We start from the raw sequence: 19,316 nt of genomic DNA, 5'->3' as shown, positions 1-19,316 counted from the left end.
GTTACGGTCTAGACCAAGAAGTCCACGTGGCCGAGCTTGTCCGGGTTCGCGATGTCGTACACCGCGAGGACCTTGCCGTCGTGCACGGTGAACGTGGTGACGCGCTCCGCCACGTCCCCCTGGGCCGCCATGACGACGCCGAGGTCGCCGTTGACGAGCGCCGGCCGCATCTGCGGGTAGCCGTACTTGCGGACGAGGCCGAAGAAGAACCGGGCGACCTTGTCGGCGCCGGAGACCGTGTTGACGGCGGTGCGGGCCTTGCCGCCGCCGTCGCCGATCATCACCGCGTCCGGGTGCAGCAGGCCGAGCACGGCCTCGACGTCACCGCTCGACATGGCCGCGAGGAACTTCTCGAGCACCTCGCGCTGCTCGTCCAGCGCCGCGCGGGGCGGTGGCGCCGAGCCGGTGACGATCTTGCGGGCCCGTGACGCGTGCTTGCGCGCCGCCGCCTCCGAGACGCCCAGCACGTCCGCGATCTCGCTGAACGGCAGGGCGAACGCGTCGTGCAGCACGAACGCCACGCGCTGGTCGGGGGTGAGCTTGTCGAGCACGACCAGCGCCGCCATCCGCACGCCGTCGGACCGCACGACGCTCGCCAGCGGGTCGTCGTCCTCGCCGGTCGTGATCAGCGGCTCCGGCAGCCACGAGCCCACGTACGTCTCACGGCGCACGGCGGCGGAGCGCAGGCGGTCGAGGCAGATGCGGCTCACCACGGTCGTGAGCCAGCCGCGCACGTCCTCGATCCCCTCGGCCTTCGCGAACCGCGGCCACGCCTCCTGCACGGCGTCCTCGGCGTCGGCGATGCTGCCGGTCAGCCGGTAGGCGACGCCGATGAGGTGCGTGCGGTGGAGTCCGAAGTCCTCGGCCGTGGTCACGGTTGGCAGTTTGCCAAAGGATTAGACTCGGCGACGTGGCAGGACGCATCAGGGAGAGCGACATCGCGTTGGTGCGTGAGCGCAGCCGCATCGACGAGGTCGTGGGGGACCAGGTCTCGCTCAAGAGGGCCGGCGGGGGAGCGTTGAAGGGGTTGTGCCCCTTCCACGACGAGAAGACGCCTTCGTTCAACGTGCGCCCGTCGCACGGCACGTTCCACTGCTTCGGCTGCGGCGAGGGCGGCGACGTGATCGCCTTCGTGATGAAGGTCGAGCACCTCTCGTTCGTCGAGGCCGTCGAGCGGCTCGCGGACAGGGCGGGCATCCAGCTCACCTACGAGGGCGGCGGCGTCACGATCCAGCGCGACCGCGGCACCCGCAGCAGGCTCATCGAGGCGCACAAGCAGGCCGCCGAGTACTACGCGGAGCAGCTCGCCTCACCGGAGGCGCAGGCGGCGCGGGAGTTCCTGGCGGAGCGCGGGTTCGACGAGGCGGCGGCACGGCAGTTCGGTTGCGGTTTCGCGCCCGGCGGCTGGGACAAGCTGACCAAGCACCTGCTGGGCCGCGGGTTCGAGCTCACCGAGCTGATCAAGGCGCAGCTCACCAAGGAAGGCCGTCAGGGGCCGATCGACCGGTTCCACCGGCGGCTGCTGTGGCCGATCAAGGACATCGGCGGCGAGGTCGTCGGGTTCGGTGCGCGGCGGATCTTCGACGACGACCCGATCCAGGCGAAGTACCTCAACACCAGCGAGTCGATGATCTACAAGAAGTCGCAGGTGCTGTTCGGGCTCGACCAGGCCAAACGGGAGATCGCGAAGCGCAAGCAGGCGGTCATCGTCGAGGGCTACACCGACGTCATGGCGATGCACCTGGCGGGCGTGCCGACGGCGGTCGCGTCCTGCGGCACGGCGTTCGGCGTCGACCACATGAACGTGCTGCGCAGGCTGCTGATCGACGACGACGTGAACGGTGAGGTCATCTTCACCTTCGACGGCGACGAGGCGGGCCAGAAGGCCGCGCTGAAGGCGTTCGAGGGGGAGCAGCAGTTCTCCGCGCAGACCTACATCGCGGTGGCGCCGGACAACATGGACCCGTGCGAGCTGCGGCAGGCCAAGGGCGACGTGGCGGTGCGCGACCTGGTGGCGCGGCGCACGCCGTTGATCGAGTTCGCGATCAAGGCGCAGCTCAAGGCGTACGACCTCGACTCCGTGGACGGGCGCGTCGAGGCGTTGAAGAAGATGGTGCCGTTCGTCGCGCAGATCAAGGACCGCGCCAAGCGGGACGGGTATGCGACGCGGCTCGCGTGGTGGGTCGGCTGGGACGACGAGGCGATGGTCGTGCGCCGGGTGCGCCAGGTCTCCGGGGGCAAGACGCCGGTCGTGGCTGCTCAGCGCGTCGACCCGAACCAGATGGCGCTCGGCGTGGACGTCGACGGCCCGCCGCGGCCGAACCCGCGCGACCCGCGGCTGGTACCCGAACGCGAGGTGCTCAAGGTCGCGCTGCGGCTGCCCGAGTACGCCGGGCCGCTGTACGACTCGCTGCCCGACGAGGCGTTCACCGATCCCGCGTACGTGGCGCTGCACCGCGCGATCCGTGACGCCGGTGGTGCGTCCTCGGGGCTCGCCGGAACCGCGTACCTGGACGCGATCTCGCAGGCGTGTTCGCACGCGTCGGTGCGGTCGGTGCTGACCGAGCTCGCGGTGGAGCCGTTGACCGTCAAGCAGAACGACGAGTTCCGCTACGTGTCGATGGTGATCGCGCGGCTGCAGGAGGTGCAGGTCGGCAAGCAGGTCGAGGACGTGAAGTCGCGGCTGCGGCGGCTGTCCCCGATCAAGGACGCCGACGAGTACCGGGCGCTGTGGGGCGACCTGGTGGCGCTGGAGGAGTACCGCAAGGCGCTCCTGCAGCAGAGCGCTGGAGTGCTGTAGTGGGACTGTTCCGCCGGTTGTTCGGCAACGGTGCGCCGGACGGGTTCACCGGGGAGCTGGAGCCGGACGAGACCGTGATCGCTCACGCACCCGTGCGGGACGGTCATCTCGTCGTCACGTCGCTCGGGCTGTGGGTGCCGGGTCCGCGCCGCATCGGCTGGCACCTGATCAGCAAGGTGAAGTGGGAGGGCGCGCTGCGGGTCGTCGAGGCGTCCGAGGCCTCCGCCGAGGGCCCTGTCGTGCTGCTGGAAGACCTTCCCGCGCAACGGTTCGCGGTCGACGAGCCCCGTCGTGTGCTGCGCGCGATCAGCCAGCGCGTGGAGGGCTCCATCCGCCACCGGGAGCGCGTCGAGTCGCCCGGGGTGTGGATCCTGCAGCGCAAGATTCCCGGCCGGGACGGCTTCGTGTGGCAGGCGCGCGGGGACGCCGGGGTGGAGCTGGAGGCCGTGCGGGCGGCCGTTTCCGCGTTCGCTTCGAGGCTTGCGGGCTAGCAGTACGCGTGTACTGTTAGTCGTATGTGGGATCCGGCGCAGTACCTGGCCTTCGCCGATCACCGGGGGCGGCCGTTCTACGAGCTCGTGGCACGCGTGAGGGCTTCGGAGCCCCGGCGCGTGGTGGACGTGGGCTGCGGCCCGGGCAATCTGACGGTGTCGTTGTCCTCGCGCTGGCCGTCCGCCGTGGTCGAGGCGTTCGACTCGTCTCCCGAGATGGTCGAGGCGGCGCGGGCGGCGGGTGTCGATGCGCGCGTGGACGACGTGACGACGTGGGAACCGTTGCCGGACACCGACGTCGTGGTGTCCAACGCGGTCCTGCAGTGGGTTCCGTCACATCCCTCGATCGTGGAGAAGTGGGCCGCGGTGCTGCCGTCCGGCGCGTGGCTCGCGTTCCAGGTGCCCGGCAACTACGCCGACCCCTCGCACCGGTTGATCCGCGAGGTCGCAGGTCCCGGCCTGGCGCACGTCTTCCGTGCGGAGAAGCCGGTGCTGGAGCCCGTGGAGTACGCCGACCTGCTGGCGGACTGCTCCTCTGTGGACGCCTGGGAGACCACGTACGTGCAGCGGTTGTCCGGACCGGACCCCGTGCTCGACTGGGTGCACGGCACGGCGTTGCGGCCCGTGCGCGCGGCACTGTCCTCATCGGACTGGGACGCGTACGTCGCGGAACTGGCGCCGCGGCTGCGCGAGGCCTACCCGGAGCGGGCCGACGGCACGACGTGGTTCCCCTTCAGGCGGATCTTCGTGGTGGCTCAGGTGTGAAGATCGTCACGTGCGAGGCGTGACCGGCGGCGTGACGGGCCGGCCGTTGGCTTCCTCCTGGTGCCGCCACGGAGCCTTCTCCGCGGCCTTTTCCGCAGCGTCCGCGGCCAGATCCTTCGCCTGGTGGGCGGCTTCGAACGCCTTGTCCTTGGCCTGACTGGCCGTCTTGCGCACCGTCGGGTTCTCGATGAACCGGTGCCAGAGGCGCACGATCTGGTCGTAGCGCTCACGTCCGGCCTTCGCGCCGAGCACGTAGCCGATCGCCGCGCCGACCAAGATGCCCTTCATGCGGCTTCTCCTCTCACATCGTGGCAGGTCAGAGCCCATGTTCCCGCAAAGTGGGGGGTGCCTGCAGAACCCGTTTTGCGGCTCATGTAGAGTTACCCACTGTCAGGAGGAACCAAGCCTGACAGGCAGAACAACAGAACATTCCCCCATAGCTCAATTGGCAGAGCATGCGACTGTTAATCGCAGGGTTACTGGTTCGAGTCCAGTTGGGGGAGCTTACCGATGAGGCTCCATCCACTCCGGATGGGGCCTCTTCTCGTTTCACGCTCGTTTCCCGCGGAGCAGCACTGTGCGCATGATCTCGGTGATCACCCCCGTCCACAGCCCGGAGCCCGGCCACCTGACCGAGGCGTACCGGTCGCTCGCGGCCCAGGAGCTCCCCGACGGGTGGGCGTGGGAGTGGCTCGTGCAGGAGGACGGCCGCACCGGCGTCGCCGAGGAGCTGCTGCCGTCCGACGAGCGCATCAGCCACGGTTCGGGCCGGCACGGCGGGGTGGCGATCACGCGCAACCTCGCGTTGTCGCGTGCGCGGGGTGAGCTGGTGAAGAACCTGGACCAGGACGACGTGCTGATGCCCGGCGTGCTGGCCCGCGACATCGCCGCGATCACCGGGAACGACCGCGTCCGGTGGACCACGTCGCGCGTGCTCGACCTCCTGCCCGACGGCGAGCTGGTCGGCTTCGACGGCGACCCGCCGCACGGGCCGCTGGAGCCGGGCGTGGTGCTCGACCACTGGCGCCGCAACGACTTCCGCCTGCCCGTGCACCCCACGACGTTGTGCATCGAACGCGATCTCGCGGTGATGCTGGGCGGGTGGATGGCCGTGCCCGGCAGCGACGACACGGGCCTGCTGATCGCCGCGAGCGTCCTCACCCCCGGCTTCTTCGACGCGACGGTCGGGCTGCACTACCGCAAGTGGCCGGGGCAGGGGTCCGCCGCGGGGAGCGAGCACTACGAGACGGTCGAGTGGAACGCGCGGATGAAGCTGATCGACGAGCGCGCGGCGGCACTGCAGTCGTTGACCTAGTTCGCACATCTGGGGCCTGGCGCTTTGCCGTCTGGTCGGTCAGCTTGGGTGCATGGCCCGCTTCGCGAACCTCCGCCGCATCACGTCGCTGGACCCCGTCACCGACCACGAGGAGATCATGCGGATCTCCGCGGGCCTCGAGTTCCCGTGGGACTACGAGAAGTCGCTGCAGATGGCCCTGTTCAGCACGTACTGCGTCCCGACGATCTCGGGCCTGCTGGAGCGCACCGGCGAGTTTGAACGCCGCCCGCAGAAGCGCTACGACGACACCGCGGTCCTGATGGCCGAGCTCGTCGAACACGGCTACGACTCACCGCGCGGGCGTGAGGCGTTGCGCGTGGTGAACCGCCAGCACGGTCGCTACGACATCTCCAACGACGACATGCGCTATGTGCTGGCGACGTTCATCTACAACCCGATCGAGTGGCTTTCCCAGTACGGCTGGCGTCCGTTGACGCGGACCGAGCAGCTGGCGGCGTTCTGGTTCTACCGAGCGGTCGGCGCGCGAATGGGAATCCGCGACATCCCGGAGTCCTTCACGGAGTTCCGCGAGTTCAAGGAGGCTTACGAACGGTCGCACTTCGTGTTCGCGCCGTCGAACCGCAGGATCGGCCAGTACACGCTGGACCTGTTCTGCTCGTGGTACCCGTCGATCGCCCGCCCCGTGGTCTCCCGCGCCGTGGTCGCGATGCTGAACCCGCACATGGTCCGCGCGTTCGGCTTCACAGCACCGCCCGCCTGGGTGGGAACGCTGGGACGGCTGGCGTTGCGGGCGCGGGCCCAGGTGGTGCGCCGGATGCCGGTGCGACGCACGCTGAAGCTGACCAACTCCCGCAACCGCACCTACCCGGGCTACCCGCGCGGCTACCGGCCGTCGGACCTCGGCGCGATCTCCAGCACGGCGCCCTGACCGTTGAGCGTGAAGCCCATGGCCTTGAGGAACTCGTTGCCGGGCTCGAAGCCGTCGAGCCGGACGTGCACGTGCGTGATCAGCGGGTAACGCTCGGCGAGCGCCCTGGCCATCTCCCTGCCGATGCCCCACCGCCGAAGGTCCTTCGGCACCAGGAAGAACCCGATGCTGGCGTGCTTGGGCGCCGGGTGGTCCAGCACGAGGTCGACGAACCCGATCATGCCCTCGGCCTGCGCGACCAGCAGCTGCTTCTGCTCGAACGCGGCCCCCTCCGGCAACGCGTAGAAGAGACTCTGCACGTCACCGGGCCCGGACGGGTGACCCGTGGCAGCCTGGAACCAGTCGTCGCAGTCGGCGAACAGCCGCAGCACCTCGGGCTCGTCCGCCGGGGTGAAGTCGCGGAGGGTCAAACGCACGGGTGCAGCCTATGTGTCGCTCGCCACGGGGGCGCGCAAGGGCCGTTCGGGGTGATCGGTATCCTCCACCACGCAGCGTCAGCGGGTCGCGTCCGCCGCTGCGAGGGGGCAGTAGCTCAACCGGTCAGAGCAGCAGACTCATAATCTGTCAGGTTGTCGGTTCGAATCCGACCTGCCCCATCCGCTCGTGGGTGGGGTGTGCCGGTGGAAAGCACCGGCCGCCTCGCTCCTCGTGTCTTCTGGGGGACGACCCCCAGACCTCCGTGAGCTCGGGCGCTGTGCGTCCTCACGAGTTCCGAGCGGCCACGCCCTCCAGGTAGATGGACAGGAAGCGGCGCCACCCGTCCGGTACGTCCCTGATCACCTGGGCCATCGCCCTGGTCAGCGCGGCCATGTCCGCGATCGAGTAGTCGGCGCGCAGCACGCCGGCCTCGACGGCGCGCTCGATCAGGGTTCCCGCGTGGCCGGCGCCGCGGTGGCAGGCCGAGACCACCTCGGGTGCGTTCGGCAGGTCTCTCGCCAGGATGTCGTTGAGGCCGCGGTCCTCTGCCTGCAGGGCGTACAGGTCTTCGAGGTAGCCGGCGAACGCGTGCCACGGGTCCGGGTCGCCCAGGGCCTTCTCGCCGATGGCGTCCAGTGCGGCGAGGCGTTCGGGGAAGATCGCCCCGACGAAGTCGTCGCGGGTCGGGAAGTGCTTGTAGAGCGTGCCGATGCTGACTTCCGCCCGGCGCGCGATGTGTTCGAGCGGCACGTCGAGGCCGCGTTCCGCGAACAGTTCCGCGGCCGCTGCCAGCAGCTTCTCCCGGTTGCGTGCCGCGTCCGCACGCAGGGGCCTCGACGCGGTGACCATGGGCCGGATCCTACTCAGCGGCTAAGTCGAGGGTCCCCTCGAATTCTGTGGTAGCGTCGGGCGAGGTAAGTCGAGGGTGGCCTCGAATTGGCTACGGAAGGGTGAAATCCATGTCTCCCACCGCACTTGTGGTCGGTGTCGGTCCTGGGCTCGGCATGTCCGTCGCGCACCGGTTCGGGCGCGAGGGCTACGACGTCGTGCTGATCTCGCGTCGCGCTGAGCGGCACGCCGGTTACCTGGCCGCGCTCGCCGAGGCCGGTGTGCGGGCTCGGGCGTTCGCCGCCGACGTGCGCGACCGCGAGCAGTTGCTGTCCACATTGGACTCGATCGGGGCCGTGGACGTCCTCTACCACGGGCCGGGTGCCACCGATCTCAGCGAGGTACCCGTGGAGATCACGAAGATCACCTCCGACGACGCCCGTGACGCCGTGAGCTGGCTCTACCCGGCCGTCGACGTGGTCGGGCACGTGTTGCCGAGCGTGCTGGAACGCGGCGGCGGGCTGTTGTTCGCCGGCGGGCTCAGCGCGGTTCAGCCGATGCCGGTGCTCGGCGCGCTCGCCCTCACGTCGGCGGCGTTGCGCAACTACGCGCTGACGCTCAACGCGGCGCTCGCGGACAAGGGCGTGTACGCGGGCACGCTCACCATCGGCGGTGTCGTCGAGCGGGGTGACATCCACGAGATGGTCGCGAGCAGGCCCGAGCGGTTCGGGGACCTGGCCGGGCACACGCTCGACCCCGACGACATCGCCGAGGTCGCGTGGCAGATGTTCGTCAAGCGCGACCGTGCGGAGGAGGTGTTCTCCGTGCTCTAGCGGTACGAACCGGGGGTGTGGCGGAGCGAGCGGCGGAAGACGTCGATGAACGCGCTCGAGGTGGCGAACCCGCACCGCTGCGCCACGGCGGTGACGGGCTGTCCTTCCGCGAGCAGGCGCAGGGCGTGGTAGAGCCGCAACTGCGTGCGCCACTGGGGGAAGGTCATGCCGGTGTCCTCGCGGAACAGCCGGGTCAGCGTCCGGCCGCTCGCGCCCGCCTCCCGGCCGAGTGCTTCGAGACCGCGTGTGTCCGAGGGGTCGGTCTCGAGCACGGCGCAGACGGCCACGAGCCGCGGGTCACGGGCGGCCGGCACGCGCACCGGTCGTTCGGAGGCGGTGGTGAGCTGGTCGAGCAGTACGGCGCGCATTCGTTTGCCCGCAGGGGTTTCGCGGTCGTCCAGCTCTGTGTAGGCGATCAGCAGTTCGCGCAGCAGAGGGGACACAGCGAGCGCGGTCGGTTCGCGGAGCTTCAACGGATTGCGTGTGAGGCCGAGGAAGTGCAGCCGCGTGACGCCGTACGCGCGGTGTGCATGCACTGTGCCGGAAGGGATCCACAGCGCGCGGTGCGGGGGAACGATCCACCGGGACGCCTCGGTGTGCACGGCCACGACGCCGCGGCTGGCGTAGACGATCTGGTTCTCGTCGTGCCAGTGCGCAGCCACCCCACTGGCGGCCGCCAGGTCGCGGCTCGTGGTCGGTGCCGCCGGCAGATGGCGAGAATTCGACATACATCGGCAGAATATCGGAATCGCGAACGGCCTGGGACGTCCGACGATCGGTGCGTGAACACCTCTCGATGGCGGATGACGGTCCTCGTCGCCGGCCACGCGGTGGACGACCTCTATCAAGGGGCCGTTCCCGCCGTGGTGCCGTTCCTCGTCGCTGAACGCTCCTACAGCTACCTCGCCGCGGCCGGCATCACGGTCGCCGCGACGTTGCTCTCGTCGGTCGTGCAGCCGTTGTTCGGCGTGCTGACCGACCGCCGTCCGCTGCCGTGGTTGGTCCCGGCGGGCATGACGGTGGCAGGGGCGGGCATCGGTCTGTGCGGCCTGGGCGACTCGTACCTGCTGACCTGGCTGGCGATCGCGTTGTCGGGCCTGGGCGTCGCCGCGTACCACCCGGAGGCGGCCAGGCTCGCCCGCCGCGTCGCGCGTGACGGTCACGTCGGGATGAGCTGGTTCGCGGTCGGCGGCAACGCGGGGTTCGCGCTGGGACCGGTGCTCGTCACGCCGGTTCTCGCTCTGGGCGGCCTCGGCGCGAGCCCGTTGCTGATGATCCCCGCTCTGATGGGCGGGGTGGTGACGCTGGTGGCGATGCGCGGCGTGCGGGGCGCGGACGCCGTCGAGGCGCGTGTCGGACAGGACGACTGGCGCCAGTTCGGCCGGCTGACGGTCGTAGTCATCGCACGGTCGATGGTGACGTTCGGCCTGAGCACGTTCCTCGCCCTGTGGGTGGCGCAACGGGCAGGAGGCCTCATCGCGGGTTCGGTCGCGTTGGTGCTGTTGTTCGGCATCGGCGCGTTGGGCACGCTCCTCGGTGGCGTGCTCGCTGGCCGGTGGGGCCGCATCCGGGTCGTGCGGGTGTCGTACGCGCTGGCGGTGCCTTCTGTCGCAGGAATCGCCATCGCACCAGGACCAGCCGTCTACCTGTTCGTCGCCCTCGCCGCGTTGACGTTGTACGCGCCGTTCTCCCTGCACACGACACTCGGCCAGGACTACCTGCCGAACCGCCTGGGCACCGCCAGCGGCATGACGCTGGGCCTGGCGGTCAGCGTCGGAGGGCTCGCGGCACCGGTTGTCGGCGCGCTCGCCTCCGCGACCACGCTGCAGTGGGCCCTGCTGTCGTTGCTGGTGCTGCCGGTGGTCGCGTGGGTGGCAGCCAGAGGACTGGCAGAACCTGCTCGATGCGCGTTCTAGGCGCGATGGCTACGGTTGGGTGCGTGCGAGTGGCGACCTGGAACGTGAACTCCGTCAAGCAACGCGTGCCGAGGCTCCTGCCGTGGCTCGACCAGCGCAAGCCCGACGTCGTGTGCCTGCAGGAGACCAAACTGGCCGACGACGCCTTCACCGCGCTGCTCAGCGAGCCCTTGAAGGAGCGCGGCTACGAAGTCGCCGTGTTCGGCGAGACCCAGTGGAACGGCGTGGCGCTGCTGTCCCGTGTGGGCCTGGACGACGTCACGGTCGGAGTGGCCGGCGCACCGGGCTTCCCCCATGTAGAAGCTCGTGCCGTGGCCGCCACGTGCGGCGGAGTGCGCGTGCATTCGCTGTACGTGCCCAACGGCCGTGAGCCCGAATCAGACCACTACAAGTACAAGTTGGAGTGGCTGGCCGCGCTGCGCGACGTGCTCCAGACCGGCCCAGCGGACGCCGTGGTGTGCGGCGACATCAACATCGCCCCCACCGACGCCGACGTGTTCGACCCCGAGGCCTACATCGGCCAGACACACGTCACCGAACCCGAGCGAGCGGCGTTGCAGGCCATCGAGGCGTTGGGGTTCCACGACGTCGTGCGGCAGCGGTGGCCCAACGAACGCATCTTCAGCTACTGGGACTACCGAGCCGGCATGTTCCACCGCGACCTGGGCATGCGCATCGACCTGATCCTCGCCTCCACGTCCGTCGCGCCGCGGGTGAAGGCGGCGTGGATCGACCGCCACGCGCGCAAGGGAACCGGGCCGAGCGACCACGCGCCGGTGATCGTGGACCTGGACGAGGCGCCGGACGGGGACATCGGGCCCGTGGTGCCGCCGCCGTCGTCGCCTGGAGGGAAGAAGAAGGTCAAGCTGCCCCAGGCGAAGTAGGCCGCATCTGCTCCCAGTGCTTGCGCAGCCACTCGCGCTGCGCCGCGGTCAGCCTGGGGCGCAACGGCTTGTCGTGCAGCCTCGTGTACTCCTCGTAAGACGAGAGGTCCGGGTGCACGTCGATGTGGAACGTGTCGGGGTGAACGGCGAGGAAGCCCAGGTCGAAGAGCCGGTGGACGTCGCGGCGCATCAGCAGGCCGCCGTCGTCGTGGTGCGTGCCGGTGGCGGCGTAGCTGTAGAGGTGCGCCGCCTCCAACGCGTCGACGGGCATGCGACCGGTGAACGCGCACTCGTCGCCGTACTTGGCCAGAAGCGCGCTGCGGAACGGACCCTGCCCTCGTCGCACCCGTACGTACGCCTCGCGGTGGCCGCTTTCCACGTACCTCACCGCCGCCTCCAGCGGTGCCAACGTGGTGGGGGTGGGCACCTCGTCGATGGCGGCGCGGAAGCGGTCGTAGTCGAGCGGTCGCAGGCTCAGCTGCGACTTGGGGCTGACGCACAGCTCCCTGAGCTGAGCGCCGGTCAGCCGACCCGCGAGGTCCACCCATCCCGCACCGTGTCGGGTGCGGAAGGTGTCGACGATCTCCGTGCGCGTGCTGGGCTGGTCGAACTCGTGACCGCAGCTGTAGCACTTGATGCGGGGCAGGAGCGTGGTCCGGAACTCGATCCGCGCCTTGCCGCACTGCGGACAGCTGTGCATGTCCTTGGACGCGCGACCGGGCTCGACCTCCTCGATCACCGAAGCGCCCAGCAGGTACTTCTTGTCCCACAGGACGATGACGTGACCCTTGTCAGGTCCGGCGTGGTTCGGAACCGTGCTGTCCCAGCTGTAGTGCGACGACGGGTCGTCGTCGTACCCGTCGTTGCTGGCACGCGCTCGATCCGCCCCTGCCGCCAACATCAGCCACGCGGTCGTGTCCCCCATGGTGGACTGATCGTGTTGTCACCCGATCGTGTTAGCCGGTGGCGGCAGCGTCACGGTGAAGGCCGCCCCTCCCTCCGCCGCCGGCCCCGCCGCGATCGTCCCGCCCATCCGCGTCACCAGCCCGTGCACCAGCGCGAGGCCCACCCCGGTCCCGACCGGCCGCGACTCCTGGTACCTGGCGTGCAGCACGCCCCGGTCGAACGCCACCGGGTAGTCCTCCGGGGCCAGGCCCGGTCCACCGTCGCGCACTTCCAGGACCGACGACAGCGCGAGCACCACCGGGCGGCCTGCGGGGGTTACGCGCAGGGCGTTTTCCATCAGGCCGTCTATGACTTGGCGCAGGCGGCGTGCGTCTGCCCACACGACCGGGGACGACGACACCTGCAGGGAGAACTCGACCCCGCGCGCGTGGCAGCGGGCGTGCCAGACCTCGGCTGCTGAGCGGACTACGGGTTCCAGTGCCACGGCCGCCATGTCCAGGCGGAAGTCGTCGGCGCCCAGTCTGGCCAGGTCCAGCAGGTCCGTGACCAGGCGGTCGAGGCGGCGGGCCTCGTCCAGGATCACCGTGCCGACCGGTGCCACCTGTGAGCCGGACACCACGCCGTCCGCCAGGGACTCGGCGAAGCCCGTCACGGCGGTCAGCGGGGTGCGGAGCTCGTGGGAGACGGACAGGAGGAAGTCGCGCTGGCGGGACTCGCTGCGTTGCAGGGCGTCCGCCAGGGAGTTCACGGACGCGGCCACCTCGGCCAGTTCGGACGGGCCCGTCACCGGTACGCGGAGGTCTCGGCGGCCCGCGCTCATCGAGTGGGCCACGGAGGCCACCCTCCGCAGCGGGCGGGCCAGCCCGACGCCCAGGGCGAGGCCTGCCAGACAGGCGACCACCAGGCCCACGCCCAGGGCGAACATGATGTTGCGGACCAGCTTGCGGTAGGTGTTGCTGGTTTCGGTCTCCTGGACCAGGGCGAAGCCGCCCGCCCCCGACGGACGGGCTTCCACGTTCAGACGGCCGCTCACCCCGGACACAGGAGAACCCGACAACACCTGTCCTGCCTTGACTTCACGTGCGGCGCGGACCGCGGCGCGATCGGAGCCCGTCACCTCGCCTGAGGCCGAGATTCGCACGATCGCGATGCCCTGGCCCTCGAGGATCTGCTCCACGCGGTTGTTGGCGATCTGGCCCGCCACCACGTCGGCCTGGGAGCGCAGGATCTCGCGGCTCACCTGTTGCGAGGTCGAGAGCACCAGGCGCGTCGACACGAAGCCCGCCACCAGCACGGCGACGAACGCGACTCCCAGGCACAGCAACGCGATCCGGGCAGCGAGGTTCACGACGCGTCCGCCGAGTAGCCGACGCCACGCACCGTCCGAATTGGACTCGACGCACCGAACTTGGCGCGCAGCTGGGCGATGTGGACGTCAACGGTTCGTGTGCCTGCCACGGAGGAGTAGCCCCACACTGCGCTCAAGAGCTGCTCACGTGAGAACACCTGCCGTGGATGCTTCATCAGATACGACAGCAACCCGAACTCCGTTGACGTCAACGAAACCTCGTCAGCACCGGCGAACGCACGCCGTTCGCCGACATCGAGCCGTACCGAACCCACCTGCAGGACATCCGACACACCACCAGAAGAACGTCGTAGGACCGTGCGAACGCGTAGAGCGAGCTCGCGCGGACTGAACGGCTTGGTGATGTAGTCGTCGGCGCCCAGTTCCAGGCCCAGCAGGCGATCCACCTCGTCGTCGCGAGCCGTCACGAACAGCACCGGCGTCCAGTCGCCGGCCGCACGCAACGCGCGGCAGACCTCGATGCCGTTCATGCCGGGCAGACCGACGTCCAGGACCACCGCCACGGGCGACAGCGACCGGACCGCGGCCAGTGCCGCGTCCCCCGAGGACTCCAGGTGCACCCCGAAGCCGTCGCGCCGCAGGTACAGCGCGACGAGCTCGGCGATCGCCGGTTCGTCCTCCACGACGAGCACCAGGCCACGTTCCACGCGTTCACCCCGGCTGGTTGATGTCCGACTCGATGCTGTTCAGCGTTGATTCCACATCATCGAGGTCCGACACCGGCGCCTCACCCCGGCACGCCGTCAGCGACACGAGCAGAACCAGCGCCGCAACCCACCTCACTTCGACCCGCAGTGCTCGGACTTGAACTTGGCGATCCGCTCGCCCGCCTTCGCCAGCTTGACGAGTTGCGCGTCACGCAGCTTCAGCCGTGCGTCCAGAACGTCCGCACGCGCCGTGTTGCCGGCCTTGCGCGCGTCGGCGGCCTTCTGCTCGATCCACTTCTTTGAGCCCAACGTCTCCGGGCTCCCGTTGATCTTGTCGGTCAGCGCCTTGACCTTGGCCTCGACCCTGGGGACGCGGTTCGAGCAGATCTGCTGCACCTTCTCCGGGCTGATCGTGATCGGTTCCTGTGCCGACGCGGTTCCCGCGCCCAGCAGCAACATCCCCGCCACGAGCCCACCGATTCGCGAAATGTTCATGGCACAGAACGATGACCGCCCACGATCAGAAGCGGGTCCGCCGAATGTTCGGGTTCTGCAAAGATCACTACCGCAGCGACACCCCACGTGCTGCCGCGGCCTGCATCATCGGCCGCAGCCGGTCCCACACCCGTTCCGACCGCAGTCCCTCCGCGGCGGCGACGGCCTGGGCCCCGACGGCCTGGCCCTCGTCGACGTCGCCGTCCAGGAAGTGGCACGAGGCGAGCGCGATCAGGCAGAACGTCCAGCTCCGCGCCATCGCCGGGCCGAACCGCTCGATCGCGGACGTCAACGCGGGAATCGCGCGCCGGGTGTCCCCGAGCTCGGCGTGGACCGTGCCGACCATCGCGGTCAGGTCGGTCTCGTCGCGGAACCGCGCCCAGTCCGGCACGTGCGCCAAATCCGCCCGTGCGAACGCTTCCTCCGCTTTCCCCAATTCGAGCAACGCCTCACGAGCGCGCGCCTGCCGTGCATAAGCCCAGGCCGCGTTGGAATGCATGATGCTTGCCGCCAACGGCGCGACAGCACCCCTCTGGAAGTACGCCAACGCATCACCCGGTGCGCCGTGATGCAGGTGCACGCGCCCACGGCGGTACACGATGTTGGTCGTCAGGTCCTCGTCGTGTCGCGCGAAGTCCAACGCACGGTCGAAGTGGTGGTACGCCGCGCCGACCTGTCCGCTGTCGAACGACGTCCACCCGGCCAGGTTGTGCAGATCCGCCACGGCCGACAGCAGGCGTGCCTGCACGGCATCCGTCGCCTCGGCCGCGAGCAGCTGCTGAGCCCAGTAGATCCGCACCACGACGGCGTCGCGGCACGCGCCACCGCCGTACTGGTAGTCGACCGACCTGAGCGAATGCGTCTGCGCCTCCAGCTGTTCCACATCGCTCATCCCGATGCGGGCGGAGTGCGGGGGAGGGAAATAAGCAGGATCTGCCATGTGGAATACCTCTGCGCCGCGCCGTCTGAATGTGAGCGTAAGGCGCTCGCCGCAGGGTGAGAAGAGTGTTCCGTGCCAGGTGGAATTCGAACGAAAGCGCGATTAAACAGGTACTAATGCGGGTATACCTGTGTCGTCGGGCGGAGCATGGTTCTCCCCATGAGGCGACGTGCGCACCTGCGGCTGGTGACCTCCTGCGAGGCCGAGGACACGACCCTGACGGCGGTTCTCAGCGCCGAGGACCTGGCGGAGGAGCTCGGTCTCGACCCCCACGCCCGCGTCACGTGCGGCCTGCATCGTTGCTGGTTGCACCAGTGCGTCGCCTCGCCGGACCACGTCATCCCCGTGACGGGCCATCGCTGGTGCCGTCCGTGCAGCCGCCCTCTCGAGGTGTTCGTCGACGAGACGACTGCACGCCTGTTCTGTCCCAGGTGCGGTACCGGAACGCCCGACACGGCGGCGAATCGCCAGGTCGTCAGGGCGTGTCGAACCAGCATTGCCGCGATGTACGCGCAGTAGAACGACCCGGAAGCGTTAAGCCTGGTGGGTGAAGACGGTGGCCTCCGGGAGATAGCTCGGGGGCCGCTGGCTGTCGGCCGGCACGTCGAGCAACGCCCAGATGATGTTCCGCCCACCTCCCGCAGGCGTTTCTCCCATGGAGAAGTTGCACACGGCGATGGACGCGACGTTGCGCCGCATGATGTGCCACTGCCTGAGGTCGAAGCGTGCGGTCGTGCGCACCGCAACGGACAACTTGTCACCGCGCATGCGCAGCAGCAGTGCGAGCGGACTGTCGTCCTCGATGTGTGACACCAGCTCAACGGCCACTTGCGGTGCGACGTCGAGCATGGACTGGACGCCCCACCGTTCGCAGGCGCGTTCGGTGATCCGCTCGGCGACGTGCGGCAGGCAGCGGCACGTCGGCAGCGCCGCGTCCACCCGGTCCTCGTGCCGCAGCCGCACCACGGCGGCCACCGCGGACGTCGTGGTCAGGTGCATCGGGATGTGCCGGGGCAGACCGCGCGACTCCAGCGTCGAGCGCAGCTGGTGGTCGCTGACGACGAGGCTCAGCGAGATGCCGGGCCAGCGCGCCGCGGACAGCCACACGACATCGAACACCACGAGCAACGCGGGTGACTCCGCGACAAGGCCGTCGAGCTCCACCACCACGCCGACGAGCTCCTTGGTGGCGCAGTCGAGCAGCACGTCCTGCACACGTAGGTAGGTCGACCAGTCGAGTTGTCCGCTGAACCGGACCACGAGGACGCCGTTCTGCTCCCGGACGTTCACGTCGAGGCTGTCACCGGCCATGATCCGTCCCCTCCCACTGGCACGACCCGGCGTTCCACCATGGCGACGTCACCGCGGGAGCCCTAGGGGGTAACTACCCGTGTTTCGGCGTTGGTGCCTCCGGGGGACCGCGTTGCAGCGGGAGATCGAGCCGACCTAGGGTGCCGCTGTGGGCGGTTTGCTTTCCCCAGGACGCAAAGGCAATTTGCCTGCTGACACAACTACTTTCGTCGGGCGCAGGCACGACGTCGCCGAGGTCAGGAGACTGCTGTCCGAGTCCCGCCTCGTCACCCTGACGGGTGTCGGTGGCGTCGGCAAGACTCGGCTCGCGTTGCGGGCGGCGGCGGAGACACACCGGGCGTTCCGCGACGGTGTGTGGTTCGTCGAACTGGGCGGCGTCGTCGACCCGGAACTGGTCGTGCACACGGTCCTGGAGCAGCTGGGCGTCCACGACGACACGGTCCGCAAGCACCGCACCGTTCTGGTGGAACACCTGCGCGACCGGCAGATGCTGATCGTTCTGGACAACTGCGAACACGTCGTCGGGGCGACCGCCGAGCTCGTGGACGCGTTGCTGCGCAGGGTCCGCGGTCTGCGCGTGCTCGTGACCAGCCGCGAACGCCTGGGCGTCGACGGCGAACACCTCTGGCAGGTCGCGCCGCTGCCGCAGGACCCGGCGCTGGCGCTGTTCGCCGAACGTGCCGCGGCCGTCGAACCCGGCTTCGCGCTCGGCCCGCACAACCACGAGAAGGTCCAGCAGATCTGCGCGCTCCTGGGCGGAATCCCGCTGGCCGTCGAACTGGCCGCGGTGCGGCTGCGCGTGCTCACGCTCGACCACCTCCTGTCCAGATTGGACAACACGTTCCGGGTGCTCGTCGACGGCAAACGCGGCGGCGACCCGCGCCACCAGACGCTGCACGCCGCAGTGGACTGGAGCTTTCACCTGTGCACGCGCTCGGAGCAGATCCTGTGGGCGAGGGCGTCGGTGTTCTCCGGTTCGTTCGACCTCGAGGCCGCGGAACGGGTCTGCTCCGGTGACAGCGTCGCGCGCGACGACGTGATGCACGCTCTCACCGGCCTGGTCGACAAGTCGGTCGTGGTGTCGGAGCAGCACCCGTGCGGCACCCGGTTCCGGCTGCTGGAGCCGTTGCGCCAGTACGGTCTGGAGAAGCTGCGCGCCGCCGGACGCGAGCAGGTGATGCGCGAACGGCACCGCGACTACTACATCGAGTGGGCCGAACGGCGGGAGAAGGAGTGGTTCGGCCCGGCCCAGCCACAGATCTTCACCCTCACCCGCCTGGAACACGCGAACCTGCGGTCAGCGCTGGACTTCTGCTTCGACCACGAGGGCGACGACGGCGTGCACCTCGCCGGCACGCTGTGGTTCTACTGGGCCGGGTGCGGGATGCTCGGCGAGGGCCGGCACTGGCTCGACCGCGCGCTGGCGAGGGCGCCGGAGGGCCCGTTGCGGGCGAAAGCGCTGTGGGTCAACGGTTATGTCGCGACGTTGCAGGGCGATCTCACCGCCTCCGTGCGGATGCTGGAGGAGTGCCGCGAGTACGCCGAGCGGACGGGGGACGCGGCCTCGCTGGCCTACTCGACCCACCGCCTCGCCTGCACTCATCTCGTCGGCGACGACCTCGACCTGGCGGACGGCCTGTTCGAGGAGGCGGTGTCGCTCTACCGCTGCCAGGGCACGGTCAACAGCCACACCATGCTGGCCGGCATCGAGCTGGCGATCTCGGCGACGTTCCGGCACGACTTCGAGGCGGCGGAACGGCTCTGCGTCGAGGCCAAGTCCGTCGGTGAGGAGCACGGCGAACTCTGGGCGCAGGCGTACGCGATCTACGTGCTGGCGTTGTGCGCGTGGGTCAGCGGCGACTTCGCGCGGGCCGACCAGTTCGGCAGGGAGTGCCTGCGGATCAAGCGGACGTTCCACGACCTGCTCGGCATCGTGCTCGCGATCGAGGTGCTGGCCTGGATCGCCGCCTCGCAGGGCGACACGGCACGGGCGGCGACGTTGCTCGGCGCCACCAGCGAGATCTGGCAGTCGGTCGGCTACCCCATGTTCGGGTCCCGGTACTTCGGCGCCCCGCACGGCGAATGCGAGGCCACGGCCATCTCCTCGCTGGGGGACCAGGAGTTCCGCGCGCTGTTCCGCAAGGGCATGGACCTGGAGCTGGAGGACGCCATCACGTTCGCCATCGGTGAGGAGCTGGAGGAGCCGCCGCAGCCGATCGTGGCGGCGCCCACGCCGTTGACCCGGCGGGAGCAGCAGGTGGCCGACCTGATCGCCGGTGGCATGTCGAACAAGGAGATCGCGGCTCGGCTGGTGATCGCCCGCAGGACCGCGGAGGGGCACGTCGAGCGGATCCTGCAGAAGCTCGGGTTCAGCTCACGCGCACAGATCGCCACTTGGGTGACCGAGCGCCGCAACTAGCGCCTGTATCGAACTAGAGCAACTCAGACATACCAGACATGTTTTTTGGCGCGAAAAGCACGTTCGGGCC

At 69.4% G+C, this 19,316-nt stretch carries 22 protein-coding genes and 2 tRNA genes; 12 read left to right on the top strand and 12 right to left on the bottom strand.

The genetic code is table 11. From position 1 onward, the window contains the following. Positions 1-8: 8 nt before the first annotated feature. Positions 9-875, bottom strand: a complete 867-nt coding sequence (locus ACFOWZ_RS29095; protein ID WP_382377090.1) for a sigma-70 family RNA polymerase sigma factor — start codon at positions 873-875, stop codon at positions 9-11. Between the two features lie 35 nt (positions 876-910). Between ACFOWZ_RS29095 and dnaG the strand changes: the two genes are divergently transcribed. The 3 genes from dnaG to ACFOWZ_RS29080 are packed head-to-tail and all read left to right on the top strand — an operon-like array spanning position 911 to position 4,056. Then, the gene (dnaG, locus tag ACFOWZ_RS29090; protein WP_382377089.1) at positions 911-2,800 is read left to right on the top strand and encodes a DNA primase; all 1,890 of its coding nucleotides are present in this window, start codon (positions 911-913) and stop codon (positions 2,798-2,800) included. After that, entirely contained in the window at positions 2,800-3,291 is a 492-nt protein-coding gene (locus tag ACFOWZ_RS29085; protein ID WP_382377088.1) for a hypothetical protein, read from the top strand. Before dnaG ends, ACFOWZ_RS29085 begins: the two co-directional genes overlap by 1 nt. Positions 3,292-3,315: 24 nt before the next feature. Beyond that, a complete protein-coding gene (locus ACFOWZ_RS29080; RefSeq protein ID WP_382377087.1) occupies positions 3,316-4,056 on the top strand; it encodes a trans-aconitate 2-methyltransferase in 741 nt (246 codons plus the stop codon). A 6-nt stretch (positions 4,057-4,062) separates the two neighbouring features. Here ACFOWZ_RS29080 and ACFOWZ_RS29075 read toward each other — a convergent pair whose 3' ends face one another. Beyond that, on the bottom strand, positions 4,063-4,344 hold the full coding sequence (locus ACFOWZ_RS29075) for a YtxH domain-containing protein (RefSeq protein ID WP_382377086.1): 282 nt from the start codon (positions 4,342-4,344) through the stop codon (positions 4,063-4,065). A 142-nt stretch (positions 4,345-4,486) separates the two neighbouring features. On the opposite strand from ACFOWZ_RS29075, the gene ACFOWZ_RS29070 reads away from it, so the two are divergent. From ACFOWZ_RS29070 to ACFOWZ_RS29060, 3 genes are all read left to right on the top strand, one after another. Beyond that, positions 4,487-4,559: transfer RNA gene (locus ACFOWZ_RS29070), tRNA-Asn, on the top strand. A gap of 80 nt (positions 4,560-4,639) precedes the next feature. Further along, positions 4,640-5,371 carry a glycosyltransferase family 2 protein gene (locus ACFOWZ_RS29065; protein WP_382377085.1) on the top strand — a complete coding sequence of 244 codons (732 nt, stop codon included), beginning with the start codon at positions 4,640-4,642 and terminating at the stop codon, positions 5,369-5,371. 52 nt (positions 5,372-5,423) lie between these two features. Then, positions 5,424-6,281, top strand: coding sequence for an oxygenase MpaB family protein (locus ACFOWZ_RS29060; RefSeq protein WP_382377084.1), 858 nt, complete (start codon positions 5,424-5,426; stop codon positions 6,279-6,281). On the opposite strand, the gene ACFOWZ_RS29055 is transcribed toward ACFOWZ_RS29060, so the two are convergent. After that, the gene (locus tag ACFOWZ_RS29055; RefSeq protein WP_382377083.1) at positions 6,236-6,697 is read right to left on the bottom strand and encodes a GNAT family N-acetyltransferase; all 462 of its coding nucleotides are present in this window, start codon (positions 6,695-6,697) and stop codon (positions 6,236-6,238) included. The genes ACFOWZ_RS29060 and ACFOWZ_RS29055 overlap by 46 nt on opposite strands. Positions 6,698-6,802: 105 nt before the next feature. Here ACFOWZ_RS29055 and ACFOWZ_RS29050 point away from each other — a divergent pair. Beyond that, positions 6,803-6,877, top strand: a tRNA-Ile gene (locus ACFOWZ_RS29050). A gap of 106 nt (positions 6,878-6,983) precedes the next feature. Here ACFOWZ_RS29050 and ACFOWZ_RS29045 read toward each other — a convergent pair. Continuing rightward, positions 6,984-7,547 (bottom strand): TetR/AcrR family transcriptional regulator, encoded by a 564-nt coding sequence (locus ACFOWZ_RS29045; RefSeq protein WP_382377082.1) that lies wholly within the window; start codon positions 7,545-7,547, stop codon positions 6,984-6,986. A 110-nt stretch (positions 7,548-7,657) separates the two neighbouring features. On the opposite strand from ACFOWZ_RS29045, the gene ACFOWZ_RS29040 reads away from it, so the two are divergent. Continuing rightward, positions 7,658-8,359 (top strand): SDR family NAD(P)-dependent oxidoreductase, encoded by a 702-nt coding sequence (locus tag ACFOWZ_RS29040; RefSeq protein WP_382377081.1) that lies wholly within the window; start codon positions 7,658-7,660, stop codon positions 8,357-8,359. Here ACFOWZ_RS29040 and ACFOWZ_RS29035 read toward each other — a convergent pair. Further along, complete coding sequence (locus tag ACFOWZ_RS29035; RefSeq protein WP_382377080.1) at positions 8,356-9,087, bottom strand: AraC family transcriptional regulator; 732 nt, start codon at positions 9,085-9,087, stop codon at positions 8,356-8,358. The genes ACFOWZ_RS29040 and ACFOWZ_RS29035 overlap by 4 nt on opposite strands. 54 nt (positions 9,088-9,141) lie before the next feature. Between ACFOWZ_RS29035 and ACFOWZ_RS29030 the strand changes: the two genes are divergently transcribed. Beyond that, positions 9,142-10,275, top strand: coding sequence for an MFS transporter (locus tag ACFOWZ_RS29030; protein WP_382377079.1), 1,134 nt, complete (start codon positions 9,142-9,144; stop codon positions 10,273-10,275). 23 nt (positions 10,276-10,298) lie between these two features. Next, the gene (locus ACFOWZ_RS29025; protein ID WP_382377078.1) at positions 10,299-11,159 is read left to right on the top strand and encodes an exodeoxyribonuclease III; all 861 of its coding nucleotides are present in this window, start codon (positions 10,299-10,301) and stop codon (positions 11,157-11,159) included. Here ACFOWZ_RS29025 and ACFOWZ_RS29020 read toward each other — a convergent pair. The 6 genes from ACFOWZ_RS29020 to ACFOWZ_RS28995 form a co-directional block, all read right to left on the bottom strand. Continuing rightward, positions 11,137-12,084: an HNH endonuclease gene (locus ACFOWZ_RS29020; protein ID WP_382377077.1), complete on the bottom strand. Its 948-nt coding sequence runs from the start codon at positions 12,082-12,084 to the stop codon at positions 11,137-11,139. The two genes, ACFOWZ_RS29025 and ACFOWZ_RS29020, sit on opposite strands and share 23 nt — an antisense overlap. An 18-nt stretch (positions 12,085-12,102) precedes the next feature. Then, complete coding sequence (locus ACFOWZ_RS29015) at positions 12,103-13,413, bottom strand: HAMP domain-containing sensor histidine kinase (protein WP_382377076.1); 1,311 nt, start codon at positions 13,411-13,413, stop codon at positions 12,103-12,105. Next, positions 13,410-14,081, bottom strand: a complete 672-nt coding sequence (locus tag ACFOWZ_RS29010; protein ID WP_382377075.1) for a response regulator transcription factor — start codon at positions 14,079-14,081, stop codon at positions 13,410-13,412. The genes ACFOWZ_RS29015 and ACFOWZ_RS29010 overlap by 4 nt, the downstream gene beginning before the upstream one ends. 4 nt (positions 14,082-14,085) lie before the next feature. Next, positions 14,086-14,217, bottom strand: coding sequence for a hypothetical protein (locus ACFOWZ_RS29005; RefSeq protein WP_330270197.1), 132 nt, complete (start codon positions 14,215-14,217; stop codon positions 14,086-14,088). Then, positions 14,214-14,576, bottom strand: coding sequence for a hypothetical protein (locus ACFOWZ_RS29000; protein WP_030472142.1), 363 nt, complete (start codon positions 14,574-14,576; stop codon positions 14,214-14,216). The genes ACFOWZ_RS29005 and ACFOWZ_RS29000 overlap by 4 nt, the downstream gene beginning before the upstream one ends. A 67-nt stretch (positions 14,577-14,643) precedes the next feature. Further along, positions 14,644-15,516 (bottom strand): hypothetical protein, encoded by an 873-nt coding sequence (locus tag ACFOWZ_RS28995; protein WP_382377074.1) that lies wholly within the window; start codon positions 15,514-15,516, stop codon positions 14,644-14,646. A 159-nt stretch (positions 15,517-15,675) separates the two neighbouring features. On the opposite strand from ACFOWZ_RS28995, the gene ACFOWZ_RS28990 reads away from it, so the two are divergent. Continuing rightward, positions 15,676-16,035: a hypothetical protein gene (locus ACFOWZ_RS28990; RefSeq protein ID WP_382377073.1), complete on the top strand. Its 360-nt coding sequence runs from the start codon at positions 15,676-15,678 to the stop codon at positions 16,033-16,035. Between the two features lie 15 nt (positions 16,036-16,050). On the opposite strand, the gene ACFOWZ_RS28985 is transcribed toward ACFOWZ_RS28990, so the two are convergent. After that, the gene (locus ACFOWZ_RS28985; protein WP_382377072.1) at positions 16,051-16,827 is read right to left on the bottom strand and encodes an STAS domain-containing protein; all 777 of its coding nucleotides are present in this window, start codon (positions 16,825-16,827) and stop codon (positions 16,051-16,053) included. 184 nt (positions 16,828-17,011) lie between these two features. On the opposite strand from ACFOWZ_RS28985, the gene ACFOWZ_RS28980 reads away from it, so the two are divergent. Then, entirely contained in the window at positions 17,012-19,246 is a 2,235-nt protein-coding gene (locus tag ACFOWZ_RS28980; protein WP_382377071.1) for an ATP-binding protein, read from the top strand. The last annotated feature ends 70 nt before the right edge of the window (positions 19,247-19,316 follow it).

Source organism: Lentzea rhizosphaerae (assembly GCF_042649515.1).
In the GTDB taxonomy this organism is placed as follows: Bacteria; Actinomycetota; Actinomycetes; order Mycobacteriales; family Pseudonocardiaceae; genus Lentzea; species Lentzea aerocolonigenes.
This window is presented reverse-complemented; position numbering and strand designations above follow the sequence as displayed.

What these genes read in the sequence shown, in the direction of transcription:
- ACFOWZ_RS29080 (WP_382377087.1), top strand. Translation starts at nt 3,316, where the DNA reads ATGTGGGATCCGGCGCAGTACCTGGCCTTCGCCGATCACCGGGGGCGG.
- ACFOWZ_RS29075 (WP_382377086.1), bottom strand. Translation starts at nt 4,344, where the DNA reads ATGAAGGGCATCTTGGTCGGCGCGGCGATCGGCTACGTGCTCGGCGCG.
- ACFOWZ_RS29065 (WP_382377085.1), top strand. Translation starts at nt 4,640, where the DNA reads ATGATCTCGGTGATCACCCCCGTCCACAGCCCGGAGCCCGGCCACCTG.
- ACFOWZ_RS29060 (WP_382377084.1), top strand. Translation starts at nt 5,424, where the DNA reads ATGGCCCGCTTCGCGAACCTCCGCCGCATCACGTCGCTGGACCCCGTC.
- ACFOWZ_RS29045 (WP_382377082.1), bottom strand. Translation starts at nt 7,547, where the DNA reads ATGGTCACCGCGTCGAGGCCCCTGCGTGCGGACGCGGCACGCAACCGG.
- ACFOWZ_RS29040 (WP_382377081.1), top strand. Translation starts at nt 7,658, where the DNA reads ATGTCTCCCACCGCACTTGTGGTCGGTGTCGGTCCTGGGCTCGGCATG.
- ACFOWZ_RS29035 (WP_382377080.1), bottom strand. Translation starts at nt 9,087, where the DNA reads ATGTCGAATTCTCGCCATCTGCCGGCGGCACCGACCACGAGCCGCGAC.
- ACFOWZ_RS29020 (WP_382377077.1), bottom strand. Translation starts at nt 12,084, where the DNA reads ATGGGGGACACGACCGCGTGGCTGATGTTGGCGGCAGGGGCGGATCGA.
- ACFOWZ_RS29000 (WP_030472142.1), bottom strand. Translation starts at nt 14,576, where the DNA reads ATGAACATTTCGCGAATCGGTGGGCTCGTGGCGGGGATGTTGCTGCTG.
- ACFOWZ_RS28995 (WP_382377074.1), bottom strand. Translation starts at nt 15,516, where the DNA reads ATGGCAGATCCTGCTTATTTCCCTCCCCCGCACTCCGCCCGCATCGGG.
- ACFOWZ_RS28990 (WP_382377073.1), top strand. Translation starts at nt 15,676, where the DNA reads ATGAGGCGACGTGCGCACCTGCGGCTGGTGACCTCCTGCGAGGCCGAG.
- ACFOWZ_RS28985 (WP_382377072.1), bottom strand. Translation starts at nt 16,827, where the DNA reads ATGGCCGGTGACAGCCTCGACGTGAACGTCCGGGAGCAGAACGGCGTC.